This is a genomic window from Streptomyces cyanogenus (assembly GCF_017526105.1).
In the GTDB taxonomy this organism is placed as follows: domain Bacteria; phylum Actinomycetota; class Actinomycetes; order Streptomycetales; family Streptomycetaceae; genus Streptomyces; species Streptomyces cyanogenus.
On sequence record NZ_CP071839.1, the window covers coordinates 2,807,068 to 2,828,471 of the forward strand.

21 protein-coding genes and 2 pseudogenes are annotated in these 21,404 nt (G+C 71.2%); 7 read left to right on the forward strand and 16 right to left on the reverse strand.

Going from position 1 to position 21,404, the window contains the following annotated elements; genetic code table 11:
• The first annotated feature begins 83 nt into the window (after positions 1-83).
• Positions 84-629: a DoxX family membrane protein gene (locus tag S1361_RS12555; protein ID WP_208031939.1), complete on the forward strand. Its 546-nt coding sequence runs from the start codon at positions 84-86 to the stop codon at positions 627-629.
• Positions 630-745: 116 nt separating this feature from the next.
• On the opposite strand, the gene S1361_RS12560 is transcribed toward S1361_RS12555, so the two are convergent.
• Positions 746-1,081 carry a mycothiol transferase gene (locus S1361_RS12560; protein WP_243769156.1) on the reverse strand — a complete coding sequence of 112 codons (336 nt, stop codon included), beginning with the start codon at positions 1,079-1,081 and terminating at the stop codon, positions 746-748.
• Between the two features lie 353 nt (positions 1,082-1,434).
• On the reverse strand, positions 1,435-2,220 hold the full coding sequence (locus S1361_RS12565) for a FadR/GntR family transcriptional regulator (RefSeq protein WP_208031940.1): 786 nt from the start codon (positions 2,218-2,220) through the stop codon (positions 1,435-1,437).
• 181 nt (positions 2,221-2,401) lie between these two features.
• Here S1361_RS12565 and S1361_RS12570 point away from each other — a divergent pair, with 181 nt between their 5' ends.
• From S1361_RS12570 to S1361_RS12590, 5 genes are read left to right on the forward strand one after another with little or no spacing between them, the layout of a single operon-like run.
• A complete protein-coding gene (locus tag S1361_RS12570) occupies positions 2,402-4,126 on the forward strand; it encodes an L-lactate permease (protein ID WP_208031941.1) in 1,725 nt (574 codons plus the stop codon).
• 32 nt (positions 4,127-4,158) lie between these two features.
• Complete coding sequence (locus tag S1361_RS12575; RefSeq protein ID WP_208031942.1) at positions 4,159-4,980, forward strand: (Fe-S)-binding protein; 822 nt, start codon at positions 4,159-4,161, stop codon at positions 4,978-4,980.
• Positions 4,977-6,422, forward strand: coding sequence for a LutB/LldF family L-lactate oxidation iron-sulfur protein (locus S1361_RS12580; RefSeq protein WP_208031943.1), 1,446 nt, complete (start codon positions 4,977-4,979; stop codon positions 6,420-6,422). The genes S1361_RS12575 and S1361_RS12580 overlap by 4 nt, the downstream gene beginning before the upstream one ends.
• Positions 6,419-7,063, forward strand: coding sequence for a LutC/YkgG family protein (locus S1361_RS12585; RefSeq protein ID WP_208031944.1), 645 nt, complete (start codon positions 6,419-6,421; stop codon positions 7,061-7,063). The genes S1361_RS12580 and S1361_RS12585 overlap by 4 nt, the downstream gene beginning before the upstream one ends.
• Positions 7,064-7,091: 28 nt before the next feature.
• Positions 7,092-7,643 carry an ATP-binding protein gene (locus S1361_RS12590; RefSeq protein WP_208031945.1) on the forward strand — a complete coding sequence of 184 codons (552 nt, stop codon included), beginning with the start codon at positions 7,092-7,094 and terminating at the stop codon, positions 7,641-7,643.
• A 55-nt stretch (positions 7,644-7,698) separates the two neighbouring features.
• Here S1361_RS12590 and S1361_RS39160 read toward each other — a convergent pair.
• The 8 genes and pseudogenes from S1361_RS39160 to S1361_RS40300 all read right to left on the reverse strand — a co-directional run.
• Positions 7,699-7,908 (reverse strand): annotated as a pseudogene (locus S1361_RS39160) (ABC transporter permease); the annotation flags it as partial.
• A 233-nt stretch (positions 7,909-8,141) separates the two neighbouring features.
• Positions 8,142-8,600 carry an RrF2 family transcriptional regulator gene (locus tag S1361_RS12595; protein WP_208031946.1) on the reverse strand — a complete coding sequence of 153 codons (459 nt, stop codon included), beginning with the start codon at positions 8,598-8,600 and terminating at the stop codon, positions 8,142-8,144.
• Between the two features lie 48 nt (positions 8,601-8,648).
• Positions 8,649-9,872, reverse strand: coding sequence for an acyl-CoA dehydrogenase family protein (locus S1361_RS12600; RefSeq protein ID WP_208031947.1), 1,224 nt, complete (start codon positions 9,870-9,872; stop codon positions 8,649-8,651).
• Positions 9,873-10,176: 304 nt separating this feature from the next.
• The gene (locus tag S1361_RS12605) at positions 10,177-11,337 is read right to left on the reverse strand and encodes an LLM class flavin-dependent oxidoreductase (protein WP_208031948.1); all 1,161 of its coding nucleotides are present in this window, start codon (positions 11,335-11,337) and stop codon (positions 10,177-10,179) included.
• Between the two features lie 37 nt (positions 11,338-11,374).
• The gene (locus S1361_RS12610; protein WP_208031949.1) at positions 11,375-12,571 is read right to left on the reverse strand and encodes an SfnB family sulfur acquisition oxidoreductase; all 1,197 of its coding nucleotides are present in this window, start codon (positions 12,569-12,571) and stop codon (positions 11,375-11,377) included.
• Positions 12,568-13,125 (reverse strand): NADPH-dependent FMN reductase, encoded by a 558-nt coding sequence (ssuE, locus tag S1361_RS12615; RefSeq protein ID WP_208031950.1) that lies wholly within the window; start codon positions 13,123-13,125, stop codon positions 12,568-12,570. Before ssuE ends, S1361_RS12610 begins: the two co-directional genes overlap by 4 nt.
• 41 nt (positions 13,126-13,166) lie before the next feature.
• Positions 13,167-14,312, reverse strand: coding sequence for a dimethylsulfone monooxygenase SfnG (sfnG, locus tag S1361_RS12620; RefSeq protein ID WP_208031951.1), 1,146 nt, complete (start codon positions 14,310-14,312; stop codon positions 13,167-13,169).
• A gap of 178 nt (positions 14,313-14,490) precedes the next feature.
• A complete protein-coding gene (locus S1361_RS40300) occupies positions 14,491-14,571 on the reverse strand; it encodes a putative leader peptide (RefSeq protein WP_425088005.1) in 81 nt (26 codons plus the stop codon).
• A gap of 138 nt (positions 14,572-14,709) precedes the next feature.
• Here S1361_RS40300 and S1361_RS12625 point away from each other — a divergent pair, with 138 nt between their 5' ends.
• Positions 14,710-15,636, forward strand: a complete 927-nt coding sequence (locus S1361_RS12625; protein ID WP_208031952.1) for a LysR family transcriptional regulator — start codon at positions 14,710-14,712, stop codon at positions 15,634-15,636.
• Between the two features lie 266 nt (positions 15,637-15,902).
• On the opposite strand, the pseudogene S1361_RS39170 reads toward S1361_RS12625, so the two are convergent.
• From S1361_RS39170 to S1361_RS12650, 6 genes and pseudogenes are all read right to left on the reverse strand, one after another.
• Positions 15,903-16,294 (reverse strand): annotated as a pseudogene (locus S1361_RS39170) (glutathione S-transferase family protein); the annotation flags it as partial.
• Positions 16,295-16,337: 43 nt separating this feature from the next.
• Positions 16,338-17,663, reverse strand: a complete 1,326-nt coding sequence (locus S1361_RS12630; RefSeq protein ID WP_208031953.1) for an LLM class flavin-dependent oxidoreductase — start codon at positions 17,661-17,663, stop codon at positions 16,338-16,340.
• Positions 17,660-18,715 (reverse strand): aliphatic sulfonate ABC transporter substrate-binding protein, encoded by a 1,056-nt coding sequence (locus S1361_RS12635; protein ID WP_208031954.1) that lies wholly within the window; start codon positions 18,713-18,715, stop codon positions 17,660-17,662. Before S1361_RS12635 ends, S1361_RS12630 begins: the two co-directional genes overlap by 4 nt.
• 45 nt (positions 18,716-18,760) lie before the next feature.
• Positions 18,761-19,492, reverse strand: a complete 732-nt coding sequence (locus S1361_RS12640) for an ABC transporter ATP-binding protein (RefSeq protein WP_208031955.1) — start codon at positions 19,490-19,492, stop codon at positions 18,761-18,763.
• Entirely contained in the window at positions 19,489-20,382 is an 894-nt protein-coding gene (locus S1361_RS12645; RefSeq protein ID WP_208031956.1) for an ABC transporter permease, read from the reverse strand. Before S1361_RS12645 ends, S1361_RS12640 begins: the two co-directional genes overlap by 4 nt.
• Positions 20,379-21,275, reverse strand: coding sequence for a TauD/TfdA dioxygenase family protein (locus S1361_RS12650; protein WP_208031957.1), 897 nt, complete (start codon positions 21,273-21,275; stop codon positions 20,379-20,381). The genes S1361_RS12645 and S1361_RS12650 overlap by 4 nt, the downstream gene beginning before the upstream one ends.
• Positions 21,276-21,404 lie beyond the last annotated feature (129 nt).

Genomic DNA, 21,404 nt, shown 5'->3' on the forward strand with positions numbered 1-21,404 from the left:
GCCAGGGCGAGCCGGATGGCGTCGGCGGTGCGAGGGTGGGAGCGCGGGAGGGGACCTGTCCGCCTGTCTGCTGGGGAGTCACCGTGACCTGCTACGACCGACGTGATCTGGGCCTGCTGCTGCTGCGGCTGGGCACCGGCGGAGTACTCGCGGCGCACGGCGCGCAGAAGCTGTTCGGCTGGTTCGGCGGGCACGGCATCGAGGGCACCGGCCAGTTCATGGAGTCCGTCGGCTACACGCCCGGCAAGGCCAGCGCGACGGCCGCCGGCCTGGCGGAGGCGGGCGGCGGCGTGCTGCTGGCCCTGGGCCTCGCCACCCCGGCGGCGGGCGCGTCGGCGGCCGGCGCCATGGCGGGGGCCTCGGCGGTCCACATGCCGAACGGTTTCTTCGCCCAGGAGGGCGGCTACGAGCACGCGGCGAGCCTGGGCCTGTCCGCGGCCGCACTCGCCGTCACCGGTCCCGGCCGCCTCTCCCTCGACCACGCCCTCGGGCACGTCCTCGACCGCGGCTGGATGGTCCCGGCCGCCCTCGGTGCGACGGCGGCGGCGACGGCTCTGGTGGTCGGGGCACGGAACCGGCGGGTGCGGCAGCAGCGGGAGGGCGAGCAGGAGGTCCTGTTCGAGGAGTGACGCGACGCCGGGTGTCCTGGTGCCCGGGACCGGGCGGCGCCCGGACCTCGGCGAGCGCCGACGGTCTCATGGACATGGCGGTTTCCGGCATCGATGGCAGCGAGGATGCCGCCGGTCTACTGGCCCACCGCGCCGTCGATGCCCTGACGCAGCAGATCCGCGTGCCCGTTGTGCCGGGCGTACTCCTCGATCATGTGGATCAGGACGAACCGCGGTGACACCTCGCCCCGCCACGGATCGCCGCCGGCGATGCCGAGGCTCTCGGCCTTCGTGACGAACTGCTCGGCATACCCGACCTCGGCCCGCCAGGCCTGCCATGCCTCCTCGACCAGCCGTGGACCGGGCGCGACATGGCCGAAGGCGCCGTCGGGTTCGGCCCGGCCGGAGAAGAGTCCGGGGGTGTCCTCGCCCGCCGTCCGCCGGCGGAACCACTGACGTGCGGCATCGGCCATCTGCCGTACGAGACCGAGCGGGGAGAGCCCGGAGAACCCGACCGAACGGCGGCTGAGCTCGGCGGCTCGGTACGCGGGTCCGACTCCGGCGGCAGGAACACGTCAGCGCACTTCGGCACTGTTCGGTCATCGGCCGGGCGAGGGTGGACCGCCACCCCCCTCGTGTCCCATCGGCCACTGTGCCCACCGTCGTCCGCCGACGATGTGACATACCGTCACTTCCGAGACTCCGGCCGCCCGTTGACGGTTCCCGAGCCCTCACACGCCTCCCCGCAGGCGACCGCCCGGCCCTGTGGCCGGACGTGCCTCACCGGCCGTCACGCACCAACCCGCCACTGCACGGCATCGGCCCTTCAGGCCGGCCCCGTCTCCGTCCCGGTCGCCGCGGCCCCGGCCTCCGGCATGCTCAGGGCCTTGCGGACGACATCGTCGTGGAAGCCGCGGATGTGCTGCTCCACCAGGTCACCGGCGCGCTCCACGTCGCCCGCCGCGATGGCGTCGTAGATCGCGTGGTGGTCCGCCCGCAGCCGGGCGGCGATCGGCTCCCAGTCGGCGATCCTGTGGAACGCGGTGAGCAGGGTGCGCCGTACGGCGTTGCGGACGGCGACGGTCATGTCCGCCATCAGCCGGTTGCCCCCGGCCTCGGCGATGGCGACGTGGAAAGCGGTGTCGTGGTCGTTGAACAGCTCGCGGGTCAGGGCCTCGTCGTCCATGCGGATGAGCGGTTCCCGGATCCGGGCGAGGTCCTCCTGGCTGGCGTGGCCGGCGGCGAGACGGGCGCTGGAGCGTTCGAGCGTGGCGCGGGCCTCCACCACGTCGTCGAGGGGGAAGTTCGCCAGCGCCATGTGCAGGCGGAGCAACTGGGTGAGGCCGTCGCTCGGCATGGCGGTGATCACGCTGCCGGAATCCGGCCCGGTGCCCACGCGGGAGCGCAGTACCCCCTGCGCCTCCAGGATCCGCAGGGCCTCCCGGACGGCCGCCCGGCTCACTCCGAGCAGCTCGACGAGCTCACGCTCCGGCGGCAGCCGGTCGCCGACGCTCAGGTTGCCCGCCAGGATCTGGTCCTCGATCCGGGCCAGCACGAGCTCGAAAGTGCGGGAACGCGGTACCGGCTCCCAGGCCGCACTCGGCTCCGCCATGGAAAGCCCTTTCATCCCGTTGAGGCAACACCTTTCCTTCTGATCATAGCTTGGGACACCCGATCTTTGGTCTGACCACAGCAATTTCTCTCTCCCGCCCTCTGGACACCGGCGACGGGAAGGTGTCAGCGTGGAAGAGCCAAAGCATGGTCTGACCAAGCTCCGATGTTGCGAGGACTGCATGTACCAGCCGGATCTCTCCCCTCTCATGGACAGCCTGGCGCTCTCCGCTCTCGTCGCCGCCCTGCCCCTGCTCACCCTGTTCCTGCTCCTCGGCGGGCTGCGACTCAAGGCGCACTGGGCCGGACTCGCCTCCCTGGCCGTGGCGCTCATCGTCGCCGTGGCGTGCTACGGCATGCCCGTCAAGCTCGCGCTGCTGTCGACCGGTGAGGGCGCGGCCTTCGGTCTCTTCCCCATCATGTGGATCGTGGTCGCGGCGATCTGGCTCTACCAACTCACCGTCGTCACCGGCCGTTTCGAGGACCTGCGCCGGGCCTTCGGACTGATCAGCGACGATCCCCGGGTCCAGGCCGTCATCATCGCCTTCTGCTTCGGCGCCCTGCTCGAAGCCCTGGCGGGATTCGGCGCCCCCGTGGCGATCACCGGCGTCATGCTCATGGCCGTCGGCTTCGCGCCCGTACGGGCTGCGCTCACCGTGCTGGTCGCCAACACCGCGCCCGTCGCCTTCGGCGCGATCGCCATTCCCATCATCACGGCGGGAAACCTCACCAAGATCCCCTACACGGACATCGGTGCCTACGTCGGCCGTCAGACCCCCGTCGTCGCCCTGTTCGTGCCGCTGCTGCTCGTCCTGCTCGTCGACGGCCGCCGCGGACTGCGCCAGACCTGGCCCGTGGCGCTGGTGTGCGGCGCGGTCTTCGCAGCCACCCAGTTCGTCACCTCGAACTACATCTCGGTGGAGCTGACCGACATCATCGCCTCGCTCGCGGCCCTGGCGGCGGTCGTCCTCTTCCTGCGCGTATGGCAGCCCGCCGGTGGCGAGCAGGCCAGAGCCGCCCTGCTGCGGGAGCGCGACGCGGAGCGGGGCGACGGCGCAGGCCCGGACGGCGCCGTGCCGTCGGGCGCCCCGCGGGAGGAGGGCGGGGCCGGCGCCACGCGTCCGGTGCCCACCGCCACGGCCACCATCGAGCGACCGGACAGCGGAGCCCGGGTGGTCATGGCCTTCCTGCCCTACCTGATCGTGATCGCGGTCTTCTCCCTGGCGAAGCTGTGGACCCGCGCCAAGGAGTACCTGGCCACGACCGATCTCAAGCTCGGCTGGCCGGGTCTGGACGGGCACGTCCTCACGGCGGCGGGGCAGCCCTCCACCGCCACCGTCTACACCTTCCCCTGGCTGTCCTCCCCGGGCACGCTGCTGCTGCTGTCCGGTGTGCTGGTCGCCGCCGTGTACCGGGTGAGCCCCCTCGTCGCGGTCCGGGAGTTCGGCGCCACCGTGGTCAGGCTGCGCTGGGCCCTGCTCACCGTCGCCTCCGTGCTGGCCCTCGCCTACGTGATGAACCTGTCCGGCCAGACCATCACGATCGGCACCTGGATCGCCGGCGCGGGCGCCGCCTTCGCCTTCCTCTCGCCGATCCTGGGCTGGCTGGGCACCGCCGTCACCGGCTCGGACACCTCGGCCAACGCGCTGTTCGCCACGCTCCAGCAGACCGCCGGGCACAAGGCCGGGCTCGACCCGACCCTGCTCGTCGCGGCCAACACCTCCGGCGGGGTCGTCGGCAAGATGATCAGCCCGCAGAACCTCACCATCGCGGCCACCGCGGTCGGCCTCGTCGGCCGGGAGTCGGTGCTGTTCCGGGCCGCCATCAAGTGGAGCCTGCTGCTCCTGCTGGCCCTGTGCGTCCTGGTCCTGCTGCAGTCCAGCCTGCTCGCCGGGATGCTCCCGTGAGCGCCGCCGCGCCCTCGTCGACCGGAGGAACCATGCGGATCGCCCTGTTCGTCACCTGCCTGACCGACACGCTCTATCCGGAGACCGGCCAGGCGGTCGTGAGGCTGCTGGAGCGCCTGGGCTGCGCGGTGGAGTTCCCCGCCGGCCAGACCTGCTGCGGCCAGATGCACTTCAACACCGGCTACCAGCGGGAGTGCGTGCCTCTCGTGCGCCGCTTCGCCGAAACCTTCGCCGGCTACGACGCGGTCGTCACCCCCTCGGGCTCCTGCGCGGCCATGGTGCGCGAGTACCACGGGCGGGTCGCCGAGGTGGCCGGGGACACCGGGCTGGCCGCGGCGGTGCGGGACACGCCGGCCGTCCACGAGCTGTCGGAGTTCATCGTCGACGTCCTCGGCGTCACCGATGTCGGCGCCTACTTCCCGCACCGGGTCACCTTCCATCCGACGTGCCACTCACAGCGCATGCTCGGCGTGGGCGACAGGCCGCTCAGGCTGTTGCGGGCGGTACGCGGCATCGATCTGGTCGAGCTGCCGGCCGCCGAGCAGTGCTGCGGGTTCGGCGGCACCTTCGCCCTGAAGAACCACGACACCTCGGTGGCCATGTGCGCGGACAAGGCGCGGCATGTGCTGAGCACCGGAGCCGAGGTGCTGTGCGCGGGCGACAACTCCTGCCTCATGCACATCGGCGGCGTCCTGTCCCGGCTGCGTACCGGCGTACGCACCCTGCACCTGGCCGAGATTCTCGCCGCCACCGAGGAGGACCAGGCACCGGCCGCCCCCTCCCGGTCGCGGCCCGCCCCGCACTCCGGGAAGCCCCGGCAGTCCCCTCGCACCGCGGAAAGGAACACCCCATGAGCGGCCCCACCTTCCTGGGCACGCCCGCCTTCCCGTCGGCGGCACGCACCGCGCTCGCCGACACCCGGCTGCGGCACAACCTCGCCCACGCCACCACCACCATCCGCCACAAGCGCGAGGAGGCGGTGACCGAGGTGGACGACTGGGAGGCGCTGCGCGAGGCCGGACGTGCCGTCAAGGAGCGCACCCTGCGCCACCTGGACCACTACCTGCTGCAGTTGGAGGAGCGGGTCACCGCGGCGGGCGGCCAGGTGCACTGGGCGCGCGACGGCCAGGAGGCGGCACGGATCGTCGTCGACCTCGTCCAGGCCACGGGCGAACGGGAGGTCGTCAAGGTCAAGTCGATGGCCACGCAGGAGATCGGCCTGAACGAGGCACTGGCCGACGCGGGCATCGCCGCGTACGAGACCGACCTGGCCGAACTGGTCGTCCAGCTGGGCGAGGACCGGCCCTCACACATCCTGGTGCCGGCCATCCACCGCAACCGGGCGGAGATCAGGGAGATCTTCCTGCGCACCATGGGGGATCACGGCCGTGCGGCGCCGGCCGATCTGGGCGACGATCCGCGGGAGCTGGCCGAGGCGGCCCGCCGGCATCTGCGGGAGAAGTTCCTGCGCGCCAAGGTCGGGGTGTCCGGGGCGAACTTCCTGGTGGCCGAGACCGGCACCGCGGTCGTCGTGGAGTCCGAGGGCAACGGGCGGATGTGCCTCACCCTGCCCGAAACCCTCATCTCCGTCGTCGGCATCGAGAAGGTCGTTCCCACCTGGCAGGACCTGGAGGTCTTCCTCCAGCTGCTGCCCCGCTCCTCCACCGGCGAGCGGATGAACCCCTACACCTCGTCGTGGACCGGCACCACCGCGGACGACGGGCCGCGCGCCTTCCACCTGGTGCTCCTGGACGGCGGCCGTACCGACACGCTCGCCGACCCCGTCGGACGCCAGACGCTCAACTGCATCCGCTGCTCGGCCTGTCTGAACGTCTGCCCCGTCTACGAACGCGTCGGCGGGCACGCCTACGGCTCGGTCTACCCCGGCCCGATCGGTGCCATCCTCACCCCGCAACTGCGCGGCACCGCGGCCGAGGCCGACCGCTCGCTGCCGTACGCCTCGACGCTGTGCGGAGCCTGCTACGAGGTCTGCCCCGTCAAGATCAACATTCCGGAGGTCCTGGTTCACCTGCGGGCCCGGGTGGTCGACGAGGGCCGTACCCGAAAGGTGCCGAGTCCCGAGCGGCTGGCCATGGCGGCGGCGCGCTCGGTGCTCTCCAGCCCGTCCCGGCTGGCGGCGGCGCAGCGCGCCGCGGCCGCGGCCGGGCGGCTGGCCGGCCGCGACGGCCGGATCAGCCGGCTGCCCGGCCCGGCCTCGGCGTGGACCGAGGCACGTGACGTACCGGCTCCGGCCCGGGAGAGCTTTCGGGCCTGGTGGAGGAGGACACACCCGTGAACGCGCGGACAGAAGTGCTCAGTCGTATCCGGCGGGCGCTCGCGGACGTCCCCGAAGGGGAGCGCCCCGAGGACGTACCCGTCACCCGTACCTACGCGCGAGGCGGTACGGCGGCCGCCGGTTCCCCGGAGGTGCTGGAACTGCTCACCACGCGGCTCGCCGACTACGGCGCCTCGGTGCGCCTGGTGACCGAAGAGGAGGCCCCCACGGCCATCGCCCAGACGCTGAGCGCCCGCGGTGCCGCATGCGTCGTGGTGCCACAGGGCTTCCCCCCTGCCTGGCTGGCCGCACTCGACCCGCACCGGGTGCTGGACGACCGTCCGCAGGTGCCCGTCCGCGAACTGGACCGGGTCGACAGTGTGGTCACGACCGCAGCCGTCGCGATCGCCGAGACCGGCACCCTCGTCCTGGACGGCGGTCCCGGACAGGGACGACGCGCTCTGACCCTGGTGCCCGACCACCATGTGTGCGTGCTGCGGGCCGAACAGGTCGTGGCCTGCGTTCCCGAGGCGCTGGCCCGCCTGGATCCCGTCCGGCCGCTGACGTTCGTCTCCGGACCCTCGGCGACCAGCGACATCGAACTCGACCGGGTGGAAGGCGTGCACGGACCGCGCACGCTCCACGCCCTCGTCGTCGTGTGACCCTGCGTCCGTCATGACAGGAGTTGTCATGCCTGCCCGAAACCGAGAACCGCGCCCCCACGCGGCAGTGCCGTCCGACGTCACGGAGCCGCGCCCGCAGCACCCCAGCGCCCTCGCCGTCTGTGCGCTGCCGGCCGAAGAGGAGGCGGTGTCGCAGGCGAGAGCCTTCGTGGGGGTGCAGTTGACGGCATGGCGGATCGGCGAGGAGGTGGTCGACGCGGCACGCCTCGTCGTCTCCGAGTTCGTGACCAACACGGTCCGGCACAGCCCCTCCGCCGACGTCAGCCTCCGGCTCACGCGTTCCCGGGCCGGCGTGTGGATCGAGGTCTTCGACAGCGGCACATGGCGCCCTCCCGCCACCGGTGGCCCGTACGACGATCTGTCGGAGGGCGGCCGGGGACTGATGCTGGTGCAGGCGCTGAGCCGGCAGTGCGGTGTGCACCGTACGGCGTACGGCACCTGCGCCTGGGCGACCATGCCGGAGCATCCGCCGGGGGGACGGCGGGCCCGCACGGCAGGTCGCCGCGCGCCGCGCACCACACCGGCACCACCACCGCCCCGGACGACCGCCCGGCCGTGACGTCCACCGCTCCAGATGCGGGTCGACTACTGGAATGCCCGCGGCAAGGCCGTTGCGCGTTCAGGCCGAGCCGGATCACGGCGGGTGGCACCCAGGCCACGGACGGCAGCGACTGCAGTCCGGTAAGGATGGGGCCGATGGCCACCCGGACGAATCCCACGCGGGCGACCAGCAGGCCGAGCGGCGTACCGATGGCGAGCGCCCACACGTCGGACGGCGAGGGCAGCTGGTAATCGGGGGTGACGTTCCCCCACACCAGCACCTGTCAGAGTCTCGCGCAGTGGCGTACGGCCCGGCCCGCACCGAGTCCAGGGCGTCGAGGCCGGATGGCCGCCGAGATCATCGCCTCCTCGCCCGATCCGGCGTCGGCCTCGGCCAGTTGCCGGAGAACGGGCGCAACAACTCCGGCATGGCGCAGGTGTTCCTGGCCGTCTTCGGTGGGTGCTGCGCAGCCGCGGTCTGCTGGTCACCCGCTGAAGGAGCGCTCAGAGGACACGGTCAGGGATTTGTCCAGGCCTCGGGATCCTTTGTGAGGCTCAGGACGTCGTCGGGCAGCTTGGCCGCGGCCACGTGGGCCAGGGTGACCTCGCCGAGGATCTTGCGGACGTTGGCGCGTACGGCGATCCACAGCGGCAGCAGCGACTCCGCCGGCCCGCAGTAGGAGAGCTCGGGCGGCCGCATGCCCCGCACCGACACCAAGGGTCCGTCCGCCACGCGGATGACGTCCGCGATGGCGATCGAGTCCGCCGGGCGGGCGAGCCGGTAGCCACCCTTGCCGCCCCGCTGGCTGACCACGAGACCGCCTCGGCGCAGGTCGCCGAGGATGCCCTCCAGGAACTTGTGCGGGATGCCCTGCGCCGCGGCGATCGCCTCGGCCTTGAGCGAGGTCTCGTCCCCTGCCGCGGCCAGCTCCAGTGCCGCCCGCACCGCATAGTCCGCCCTCGCCGAGATCCGCATGCCGCGATTATCCCTTACTGCCGTGTCCACCCCTCACCGCCCGCGCCGTCAGGCAGGAAGGGTGAAGGGCGGGTGCGCGCCGTTGAGGAAGTAGTCCCCTATCTCACGCAGCCTGGGGGCGGCCGGCTCGCGCAGGGTGTGCGTCCGGGCGTTGCGCCAGAAGCGGTCGAACCCGTGCCGCACGGATGCGGCGTCGGCACCGACGACGTCCAGGGCGCGGGTGGTGATCTCCTGCGCGGCCCGGGAGGCTGCGGCCTCGGCCGCGCTCGCGAGGACAGCGATCTCCGCGCACTTCTCGTCGTCGAGATCCTCGCCCTGGGCGAGGCCGCGCATCAGGGCGTCCACCGCCTGGTCGGCGAGGGCGGACGCGGCACGGGCGACCACGGCGAGTTCGCCGTACGCGGTCAGCGCCGACGGATCCTGCGGCGGGCCGCCCGGCCAGGGCTGGGTGGAGAAGGGCTGCCAGGAGGACCGTACGGCCCTTCCGTGCTCGCGGACCTCGGCCAGCAGTCCCTCGGCGACGCCGAGACAGAAATGGGCGGAGACCAGCCGCGCGGTCGGTGCGGCCAGCGAGGCGGAGGGTGACAGGTCGCCCTCGTCCGGCGAGAGGGATCCGAGCACGTCGTCGGCCGCGACCGGCACGGAGTCGAACTCGACGCCGCCGCCGGCCGCCAGCCGCAGACCGAAGGTGTCCCCGCCGCCGTCGCTGACGACGCCCGGGCGGGCGGGGTCGACGAGGACGGCCAGCGGCTCACCGGTGCCGTATCCGGCGGCCCGTACGACCAGCCGGTCGGCGACGCCGACTCCTGCGGTGTGCCTCTGGTGGCCGTGCAGCAGAAAGCCGTCCACCGAGGGGGTCAGGATGAGCGGTGGTTCGTGTGAGGCGATGCCGCCACCCCAGCACCACCGTCCCGCTGTGGAGTCCCGCTCGATGCGGGCGGCACGGCCGGGGTCGGCGAAGAAGCCGGCGCTGCGGGACAGGACGTAGTGGTGGCCCAGCAGGTGGCCGATGGCCCCGTCGGCCGCGGCGACGGTCCGGACGACCGCGTAGGCCGTGCGCCAGTCGCCGCCCCCTCCGCCGAGTTCGGCCGGTGCCAGCAGGGTCAGCAGTCCCGATTCGCGCAGCCGCGCCACCTCGTCGAGCGGTGTCTTGCCGGCCTGTTCGCGCTCGGCCGCGTCCGTGGCCAGGTCGTCCGCCATCTCGCGGGCTGTGTGCAGCCAGTCGACCTGCCACGCTCCCGCGTCGGTCACCTCGTCGGCCGTCACCGTCATGTCCGCACCCGCTTCGTGCGACTGCGGCCGTCGCTGCGGCTCAGTGCTGTGGTCATGACGCGTCTTCCTTCACGGTCGAGGACGACGCGGTGCCCGGCGAGGCAGCGTGGGAGTGCAGCGGTGCGCGGAGACGCGTCGGCTTCGTCATCCTCGCTGTCCTCTTCGGCTGCGGTCAACACTTCCCTAGTAATTCGATAGGAAAACTAGGGATACTGCTGCGCTCTGGCTGGTTCACGCCTCGGGGATGGCGAGTTCGCGATGTCGTCGGCCTTCCCGCCCCTGGTCTCCGCCGCGATCACGTGGGTCAACTCGGGTTCCCGGTGCCGGCGAAGGGCACCTGGGCCGAGGGGGCCGCCCGCTGCCCGTACGGGGGCTGCCACAGACCCTGCGCCTGAAGCTTCGGCAGGACGCCCTCGCCGAACCAGTAGGCCTCCTCCAGGTGCGGATAGCCGGAGAGGATGAACTCCTCGATCCCCAGCGCGGCGTACTCCTGGATCCGCTCGGCGACTTCGTCGTGGCTGCCGACCAGGGCGGTGCCCGCCCCACCCCGCACCAACCCGATGCCCGCCCACAGGTTGGGGTGGATCTCCAGCCCGTCCCGGCTCCCGCCTTTGTGCAGGGCCAGCATCCGCCGCTGTCCCTGTGACTCGCTGCGGGCGAGGCCGGCCTGGACGGCCCGAACGGTCTCCGGGTCGAAGCCCGCCAGAAGGCGGCCGGCCTCCGCCCAGGCCTGCTCGGAGGTGTCGCGGGTGATGACGTGCAGGCGGATGCCGAAGCGCAGCGTGCGCCCCTCCTGCGCGGCGAGCTTCCTGATCCAGGCGATCTTCTCGGCCACCTGCGCGGGCGGCTCCCCCCAGGTGAGGTAGACGTCGACGTGCCGTGCCGCGACCTCGCCCGCGATCGGAGAGGATCCGCCGAAATACACCTCGGGGATCGGATCGGGCAGGCGCGCCAGCTTCGCGTCCTCGATCCGCAGGTGCTCGCCGTGCAGATTGACGGTCTTGCCTTCCCACAATCCCCGCACGATTTCCAGGAATTCACCGGTACGGCGGTACCGCGCGTCCTTGTCGAGGAAGTCGCCGTAGGCCCGCTGCTCATGGCTTTCGCCGCCCGTGACGACGTTGAGCAGGAGCCGTCCGCCGGTCTGCCGCTGGAAGGTGGAGGCCATCTGCGCCGCGAGCGTGGGCGAGACGAAGCCGGGGCGGAAGGCGACGAGGAACTTCAGCCGCTCGGTGTGCCGGCTGACCATGGCGGTGGTCAGCCACGCGTCCTCGCACCACGCCCCGGTCGGGGTGAGCGCTCCGACGAAGCCGAGGTCTTCGGCGGCGCGGGCGATCTGGCTCAGGTAGGCGACCGTGGGCGGCCGGTCCCGGCCGGAGGCGGTGGCCGGGGTGCCGTGGCCGCCGCCGACGACGTGGCGGCTGTCTCCGTTGGTGGGCAGGAACCAGTGGAAGATGAGGGACACGCGGCGTCTCCGATCAGGAGTGCGGTCAGGTGGGTGGTCAGAGGAGGCCGTGACGGGGCGGCCTGGTGCCGTTGAGCACATAGCGGCCGATGTGCTGGACCTTCCAGCGGGCCGGGTCGTGCAGGGTGTGGGTGCGCGCGTCCCGCCAGTGGCGGTGCAGGTTCAGGGAGTCGAGCGCGGAGCGGGTGCCGGAGACCTCGAAGAGGGCGCCGGAGACCTCGACGGCGGCCTGGGCGGCGGTCACCTTGGCCGTGGCCACCGCGATCGAGGCCTCGGCGGCCGAGTCGTCGGTCAGTTCGGCGCGGGCGGCGTCGACCGCGCGGGAGGCCTCGCGCAGCAGTGCTTCGGCGGCCCGTACTCTGATCGCCAGTTCGCCGAACCGCTGGATCAGCAACGGATCCTCCGCGGCGCTCCCGTGCCCTTCGGCGGCGCTCTCGAACCAGGGGCGGCTCTTCGTGCGGACGAACTCCACCGCCTCGGCCAGTGCCCCGGCGGCGATCCCTGCGTCGATGGCCGCGTGCAGCAACTGGGCGATGGCACCGTGGAGTTGGGGGCCCTGGAAGGTGAGGTGGTGCGGCACGACCCGGTCGGCGGGGACGGGCACCGACTCCAGGCGGACGGTTCCGCTGGCGGTGGTGCGCTGACCCATGCCGTCCCAGTCGTCCACGACCGTGAGGCCGGACGCGTCGCGTGGGACGTACGCCACGTGCAGGGTGTCGTCCTCGGTACGGGCGAGGACCGGGATCCAGTGGGCGAACAGCGCGCCGGTGGAGTAGTGCTTGACGCCGTCGAGGGCGTACGACCCGTCCGGGAGCCGGGCGAGGCGGGTGCGGATGTCCTGGACGTGCCGGGTGCCCGCCTCGGACTGGGCGTTGCCGAACCGCTTGCCGGCCAGTACCTCGCCGAAGAAGAACTCCTGCTGCTCGTCGGTCCCCTGCCGGCGCAGCACGCCCACGTACACGAAGTGGCTCTGCGGGATCTGGGCCAGGCTGGCGTCGGCGGCGGCCAACAGCCGGAAGATCTCGGCGAGCGTCTCCGCACGGACGTCCGCCCCGCCGAACTCGGCAGGCACTGTCACGGCGAGCAGCCCGGAGGCGGACAGCCGCTCCAGCTCCGTGTGCGGGAGCCTGCGCCGCGCGTCCCGCTCGGCGGCGCCCTTGCGGAAGTCCGCGGCCAGCTCCGCGGCCACGACCAGGGCCTCGGCGTCATCCGCGATGACGTCCGCGACGCTCATCCGGCAGCCGCCAGCAGCGTCGTACGGCCGCCCAGCGCGGCCGAGAACTGGTCGGTGACCTGTGCCAGGGCCTCGGCCGCACCGGGCGCGACGGTCAGCGTGCCGTCGTCGCCCACCGTGAGGTCCTTGTCGAGCGTGAACCAGCCCGGCGTGATGTGCGCGGGGCCCATGGAGGCCAGCACCGGGCGCAGGGCGTAGTCGATGGCCAGGACGTGAGCGGTGGTGCCGCCGGTGGCCAGCGGGAGGACCGTCCTGCCCGCCAGGGCGTACTGCGGGAGCAGGTCGAGCAGGGACTTCAGCAGTCCGGAGTAGGCGGCCTTGTAGACGGGGGTGCCGATCACGACCCCGTCCGCCTGCTCGAACAGGGCGGTGGCCCGGACGATCGCCGGGTGAGCGAAGTCGGCCCCGAGCAGTGCTTCGGCGGGGAGGGTTCGAACGTCCAGCGGGATCACCTGGTGCCCCTGCGCGATGAGCCGTTCGTCCAGGTGGCGCAGCAGCCGGGCAGTGCGGGAGGTGGCGGAGGGGCTTCCGGAGACGGACAGGACAGTGGCCATGGGAGGACCTTTCGGTTCGTCGTTTCGTGTGCGGGGCGCGGTCAGGCGTGGGCGGCGGCGGGCTCGGACGCGGCTTCCTGGGCCTCCAGTTCACGCACCAGGGGCAGCACCCGCTTGCCGAAGTACTCGACCTCCTCCAGGTAGTGCAGGAAGCCGAGGAGGAAGAGGTCGACGCCGAGCCGCTTGTAGGCGACGATGCGCTCGGCGATCTGCTCGGGGGTGCCGATCAGGCCCGTGCGGAAGCCGTCGTTGTACTGGACGAGGTCCTCGAAGCCGGAGTCCTGCCACATGCCCTTGCCGTCGACGGTGGACGGACCGGCCTGCTGGACCGCGTCGCGGAAACCGTGCACGGCCTGGGTGTCGGCCTTGGCGACGATCTCGCGGAGCGTCTCGCGGGCCTCGGCCTCGGTGTCGCGGGCGATGAGGAATCCGTTGAGACCGAACTTCGGTGCCGAACGTCCGGCTTCGGCGGCAGACCTGCGGACGTCGTCGATCTGTTCGGTGACGCCGTCGAAGTCCTTGCCGTTGCTGAAGTACCAGTCGGAGACGCGGCCCGCCATGGCGCGGGCGGCGGTGGAGTTGCCTCCTTGGAAGATCTCCGGGTGCGGGCGGTCCGGAGTGTTCAGCGGCTTGGGCTTGAGGGAGAAGTCACGCAACCGGTAGAAATCGCCGGCCAGTGCGGCGTGGTCTTCCGTCCAGATCTTCCGCAGGGCGCGGATGAACTCCTCGGAGCGCCGGTAGCGTTCGTCGTGCTCCAGCCAGGGCTCGCCCAGGGCGGTGAACTCGCCCTTGAACCATCCGCTGACGACGTTGACGGCGAAGCGGCCGTTCGACAGGTGGTCGGCGGTTGCGCCGAGTTTGGCGAGGACGCCCGGGTGCCACAGGCCGGGATGCACGGCGGCGATGACCTTCAGCCGCTGGGTGGCGAGCAGCAGGGCGAGGCTGAAGCTGGTGGACTCGTGTTGGTACTCGGCGCCGTAGCTGGCCATGTAGCGGACCTGGCTGAGGGCGTAGTCGAAGCCGTTGTTCTCGGCGAGGACGGCGAGTTCGCGGTTGTAGTCGTAGCCCCAGTCGGTGCGCTGCTCGATGGTGCTGGTGACCAGGCCGCCGCTGACGTTCGGGACCCAGTAGGCGAAGCGGACGGGATCGGATCCGCGGGACACGGAGGACACGGGGGTTTCGGGCATGGAGAACTCCTGGCAGGAGAATGCTGCGCGTGCAGGACGAACGAGCTCCGCGGAATTCGGACGCGCGGGAGCGGCTTTTCCGGGAAGGCCGTCATCACGACGGAACTGAGGCGGGACCGGAATGCACGGAACGAAGTCGTGGAGGGGGGCGTGGTGGGAGGGTTTCCCTCAGCCGCGCTCAGCCCCGGCAGCGACAGAAGGCGCTGGAGACACGCGCAAGGTCGACGTGGCGTCGCCGCGTGAGGTCCTGTCGCTTCATGCCACCGATCGAACCAGGGGAGCGTCCGGCCGGTCAAGAATGCCCGGCTGTGATTCCACATGGTGAGCGTCGGTATTCACGAGGTTGTGACAGGGATTCCCTTGAACGCAGTGCCGGGGAACGCGCAGTCTCCTGTTCGTGCGTATCGAACAGCTCGAATACATCGCCGCCGTCACACGTTTCGGTTCACTGCGGCGCGCCGCCGAGGAACTGCATCTGTCCCAGCCGGCGCTCAGCGAGACCGTACGCAATCTGGAACGCGAACTCGGTGTGGACGTCCTGGAGCGCAAGCGGTCCGGGGCGAAGATCAGCGACGAGGGCAGGGAGTTGCTGCCGCACATCATGAGCGTGCTGGACTCGGTCGACCGGTTGCGCGGTGCGGCCGGCGACCAGCACCGCATCAGCCGCATGGTCCGGCTGGGCACGGTGAACACGGCTACCGTGCCGCTGGTCATCCCAACCGTGCGGGAGTTCCGGGCCGCGCATCCGGTCACCCAGGTGGAGTTGGTCGGTGCGCAGCAGGCCGACATTCACCGCGGCCTGCTGGACGGCGCCTTCGACCTGGGACTGGTGAACTACCTGCGAGGCGACGACATGCCGCCCGGCTTCGAGACGACGGAGTTGCTGTGCGGCCGACCGGTGGTGTGTGTGCGTCCGGACAGTCCGCTGGCGGCGCTGGACGCGGTGGACGCGGATCACCTCCTGACCGAGCCGCTGGTGGTGATGCGGTCCGGCTATGTCATGCACCGTTTCGTGCACCGGCTGCTGCGCGGCCGGACACCCTCCTTCTCGTACTCCACCGACGGCGCGGAGATGGGTAAGCTGATGGTGGCCGAGGGACTGGGAGCCACGGTGCTGCCCGACTTCAGCGTCGTCGGCGATCCGCTGGAACGCCGGGGCGTGATCACGGTGCGGCCCCTTGCGGGGACCGCGACCGACGTACTGCTGGTCCTGCAGCGCCGCCATTCCGGCTCCGTTCCGCGGGCGGTCCGCGACCTGCACGAGCTCTTCGTGCGCAACGCCCAGGCCTATGGCGCCTCTTCACGACGGCTGTCGGAGGAGTGATTCCCGGTGCGGTACACCTGCGGGTCCCCACCACCGATATGCGCCGGCCGAGGACCGTCTCCGGCAGTGGCTGACCGTTCGGATCCGGCGGAGCACCGGCGCCGTTTGGCCTCGCGGTCGGTCGACGTTCCAGCTCTGCCGCTGCCCCGGGAGTACGAGCCTTGGGACCGCGAGCACATCGTCGTCGACACGGTGGGGCAGAGCCCGTCGCAGCCACTGGCTCTGCTCCTCCGTGGCCTGGCACCGGCCTGACCTGCCCCGGACGTGCGTCCGACGAGCCGGCGCTCCAGCACGCCCGGCGTCCGGAGTGCCGCGTCGCGCTCCGCCTGCCCGCCGTCAGCCGAACCGGCACGCCGAGCTGCCTCGTCCATGCCCTGCGCGCACATCCGCTCGACGGCCTCGATCTCCGAGTCGGCGCCGCACGGGTGGAGCGAGAGGCCGCCGGTGCCGAAGCGGCGGGCCGGATCACCCATGATGTCCGGGCCGTGAGTGCTCACGATCCGGACCAGCAGTCGCTGAGGACCGGAGCGACGGCCGGGCCGATGTACCGGTGTGCACTCGCCTCGTACAGCGGACGCAGGGCGCGGTGACCACCCTCGGGACAGTCGGGCACGGCCGGCAGGACAGTCGCCGGACAGACGGTGTCCGGACCGAGCAGAATTCCGATCAGCCAGGGGAAGCTGGTCGCCCCGGAAAACCGGTCAGCCATGGAACCGGTTCGCGGGGACCGCAAGCCCGTAGTGCTCGCGCAGGGTCGTGCCCTCGTAGTCCTCACGGAACAGCCCCTTGCCGCGCAGGATCGGCAGCACGTGCTCCACGAAGGCCGCCAGGCCCGACGGCAGGGCCGGGGCCATGATGTTGAACCCGTCTGCCGCGCCGCCCTCGAACCAGGTGATGATCGTGTCCGCGACCTGCTCGGGGGTGCCGACGAACTCGAAGTGGCCGCGTCCGCCCCCGAGCCGGGAAATGATCTGCCGGACCGTCAGCTTCTCGCGCACCGCGAGGTCGATGATCAGGTCGGAGCGGCTCTGCGAGCCTTCCAGCTTCGGTCGGGCGAGGATGAAGTCCGGCAGTGGCTCGTCGAGCCGGAAGACCGACGGATCCGTTTCGAACACGGCGGCCAGCTGGCGCAGCCCGTACCCGGGGACGCGCAGCTCGTCGAACTGCCGGGCAAGCGCCCGGGCCTCCTCTTCGGTCGACCCGATGTACGGGACGATGCCCGGCAGGACGATCACGCCGTCGGGATCACGCCCCGCGGCTCGGGTCCGTGCCTTGATGTCGGCGTAGAAGGCGGCGGCGCGCTCGTACGTCGTGTGCGCCGTGAAGATCGCTTCGGCGTGGCGGGCCGCGAAGTCCTTGCCGTCTTCGGAGGAGCCGGCCTGGACAAGCAGCGGATGGCCCTGCGGTGGACGCTGGACGTTGAGCGGGCCGGCCACCTTGAAGTACCCGCCCTGGTGGCCGAGCCGGTGCAGGCGGGCGGGGTCGGCGTAGCGTCCGGTGGTCTTGTCCGCGAGGACGGCCTCGGACTCCCAGCTGTCCCACAGCGCCTTGGCGACCGTCAGGAACTCGTCGGCGCGGGCGTAGCGTTCGGCGTGGCCGGGGCGGTCGTCGAGGCCGAAGTTGGCGGCCTCGTCGGCCCCTGCCGAGGTGACGATGTTCCAGCCGGCGCGGCCGCCGCTGACGTGGTCGACGGACGCGAGCCTGCGGGCGAGGTTGTACGGCTCGTTGTACGTCGACGAGACGGTGGCGATGAGGCCGATCCTGCTGGTGGCCTGGGACAGCGCGGTCAGCAGCGTCAGCGGCTCCAGCTGGCCCGGCGGCCGGAACTCGCCAGTGCCGATGAGGGCGGGGCCGTCCGCGAGGAACAGCGAGTCGAACTTGGCGCTCTCGGCGAGTTGTGCCAGCTCGATCCAGTGCCGCAGGTCGAAGTCGGCCCGGGGGTTGCTGTGCGGGAGCCGCCAGGCCGCCTCGTGGTGGCCCGCTTCCATCAGGAAGGCGTTGAGGTGGAGCTGCCGTCCGGCGCTCATGAGGTGACCTTCAGCCTGGAGCTGTCGTAACCGGCCGGCAGCAGGTTGTCGGTGATCGACTTGACGTCCACCTTCTTGGTGATCTGCCCCGCCTCCAGGAAGGCGTCGGCGAGCTTCTGTTCCAGCTCGATGTCCGACTGCTCCACGGGGGTCACCCGGTTGGAGTAGGCGGCCAGGGATGCCTTGGCGTCGTCCAGCGGGATGCCCTGCTCCTTCGAGAGCGCCCGCGCGTACTTGTCGGGGTTCTTGACGGCCCAGGCGAATTCCCGCGACAGCCTCTTCAGGACGTCCGTGAGAGCGGCACGCTTGGTCCTGTCCTTCAGCGAGGTGTCACTGGCGACGTAGTAGCTGCTCGTCTGGTCGATCGGCGGGAGACCCTTCACCAGGATCCGCGCGCCGTTCTTGACCGCGATCGCGGACTGCGGGTTCCAGATCGACCAGGCGTCCACCTTGCCGGTGTTGAACGCCGTGGCGGCGGCCGCCGGGTCGAGGAAGACCAGCTTCGTGTCCTTGGGGGTGAGGCCGACGCTCTTCAGCGCGTTCAGGGCCAGTCCGTGGGCCGAACTGCCCTGCGAAACGGCGATTTTCCTGCCCTTCAGGTCGGCGGCTTTCCTCAGCGTCGAACCCTTGGGCACGATGATGTTCTCCACCGCCTGGTCGGGCGTGAGCGACCGGTTGACGGCGACGACCTTGAAGCCGTACTCCTTCGCGGCACCGGTGATCGGCGGTACGTCACCGACGCTGCCGAGGTCGATGTCGCCCGAGGCTGCGGCCTGCACGAGCGGGGGGCCATAGGTGAAGCGGGCGAACTTCACCTTGTAGGGCGCGTTGTCGAACACGCCGGTGATCTTCGCCAGTTCCTGGCTGCCGTCACCGCCGTTGTCACCGATGGTGAACGTGTACTTGCTCCACTCGGGGTGCTTGGCGTCGCTCGCGTCGACGGCGTCGCTCAGCGGCCCCGTGGTGTCCGAGTCCGATCCGCAGGCGGTGAGGGTGGTCGCCAGGGCGAGCGAGCCGACGGCGGCGATGAGTCTGCTGGTTCTCTTTGGCATGGGTTGTCGTGCTTTCTGTGCTGGATGAGGGTTTTTCCGGGGAGGTCAGTGCTGGCCGGCGGGGCCGAGGTCTTCCAGGAGCCGGGCGCGGAGTTCCTCGCGTGCGACGCTCGCTTCGCGGTCCGCGGCGCCGAGGTGCACCTCGTGCGACGCGCCGATGCGGCCGTTGCTCATGACGACGATGCGGTCCGCGAGGGCGATCGCCTCGTCGACGTCGTGGGTGACGAGCAGCATGGCGGCGTGGTGCCTGGTCCGCAGGGCGCGCACGAGGTCGTGCATGCGCAGCCGTGTGATGGCGTCGAGCGCCGCGAACGGCTCGTCGAGGAGAACGAGTTCGGGTTCCGAGACCAGAGCGCGGGCGAGCGACACACGCTGGGCCTCACCGCCGGAGAGCTCCTTGGGCCATGCCTTCTCGCGGCCCGCGAGTCCGACCTCGGCGAGCACGTCACGGGCCCGCTGCTCCGCGTCGGGCCCGTGCAGGCCGAGCGTGACGTTGCGCAGGACACGCTGCCAGGGCAGCAGCCGGTCGGCCTGGAAGACGATCGCACGCCGTGCCGGGACCTCCACGCGCCCGCCGTCGGGCCGGTCCAGTCCGGCGAGCAGACGCAGCAGGGTGCTCTTGCCGCAGCCCGAGGGGCCGAGCAGGATCACCAGTTCCTCGTCGCCGATGGTGAGGTCGAGGCGGTCGAGCACCACCCGGTCGCCGAACTGACGGACCACCTGCTCGACGACGGCCCCGGTCTGCCGACGCGGCTCAGTCGCAACCGTGCTGCTCATGATGCCTCATAACTGGGTCGCCACCGCAGCAGCACCCGCTCCAGAGCCCGGACGAACTGGTCGGCGAGCAGACCGAGGAGCGAGTAGATCACCAGCCCCACGAAGACCTGGTTGGTCTGGAGGTACGTCTGCCCCTGAGTGATGAGGAAGCCGAGTCCCTCGTCGGCGTTGATCGTTTCGGCTGCGACGAGGCCCAGGACGCTGTACGCGAGGGAGAACCGCAGGCCGACCAGGAATCCGGGCAGGGCTCCCGGCACCAGCACCCGCGTCACCAGGCGCCAGGTGCCCGCGCCCGTGGTCCGTGCCATCTCGATCAGGCGCTGGTCGACGCCCCGGATCGCGGCGAACAAATTGAGATACATCGGCACGCCGGCCCCGAAGGAGATCAGCAGCACCTTCGTGAGCTCGTCGATGCCGAACCACACGATCATCAGCGGCAGCACGGCAAGCAGCGGGATCGTGTTGAGCACCTGCACCACGCCGTTGAACAGGTACTCACCACTGCGCAGCAGGCCGCCGAGCACGCCGGTGACGATGCCCACCGTCAGACCGATCGCGAGGCCGATGCCGGCCCGCTGCAGCGAGACGGCCAGGTCCGGGCCGAGGACGCCCTGCTGCCACAGATCGGCGGCGGACTTCACGATCGACGTCGGCGCCGGAGCGTACGTCTTCGAGACCACTCCCGTCCGGGCGAGTACCTCCCAGGCGAGGAGGATCACGACCGGGGTCGTGTAGACCCCCAGTGGCCAGCGCAGGCGCTCGCGGAGTGTGCTGAGCGGCGTCCGGCGGCGGGCGTGGCGCGGCAGGAACACCTCGCGTTCCCGCGCGCCCGTCGTCCCGGCGTCCGAGCGCTCGGTAACGGCCGGTGCCTTGAGGCCGAGCTCGGTCATGCCGCCACCGCCGGCACACTGCTGTAGTGCGAGGCGTCGCCGACGAGTTGCTCGCTGCGGCGCCCGTCGACGCCGGTTGGCACCTCTCCGGCGACCGTCACCCGGTTGAGGCGGCGCGGGTGATCGTCGTAGTTGTCCACCCCGTAGTGCTGGGTGATCCGGTTGTCGAAGATCAGCAGCTGGTTCCGGGACCAGGTCCAGCGCAGGGTGTTCTCCGGACGCGTCACGTACGACTGGAGGATGCGGAGCAGATCGGCCGAGTCCGTGCTGGACAGGCCGACGATCCGCTTGGCGAATCCCCCGATGAACAGGCCGCGTTCGCCGGTCAGCGGGTGCACCCGCACGACCGGGTGCTCCGCCTCGTAGGGCGTCGAGACGAAGACGCGGTCGTACTCCTGACGCTGCGCGGTCAAGGCTGCGGGGCGCGCGTAGTCGTACTGGTTGGTGTGCACGACGCGCAACGTGTCGGCGAGAGCGCGCAGCGGTTCGGGCAGGTCGCGGTACGCCGCAGCGGCGTTGGCGATGAGCGTCTCGCCGCCGTACGGCGGGACCACGACGGACCGGAGCGTGGTGAGCTGCGGCGGGTTGACCACGAAGGTGACGTCCGTGTGCCACTCGTTGGCCTTGGACGTCTCACCGTCGACGGCGAGCACGTTCGTCGTGCCGTCGGCAGCCGGCACGTTCGGGTGGGCGGTCGTCAGCTCGCCGAACCACCCGGCCACCCGTTCCTGGCCGGCGTTGTCGAGCTGCACGCCGTCGAACACGATCGCTTTGTGCTCGTTGAGTGCCTGTCTGAGCGTGGTGACCGTCGAGAGGTCGGGCGGCGCCGTGAGGTCGACGCCCTCGACGACGGCGCCGATGCGGCCGGTGAGCTTACGGATGGACACAGGCATGAGGGGTCCCTCCCGGGCAGTCGGGCACACCTAGGGGTGCGGTGGATCGGAGAGCTGGGTGAAAGGGCTGGTACTGCGCACGACTGATCGGTCGCACACCGAAGTCCAGGTCGACCGGAGAAGAGTGGT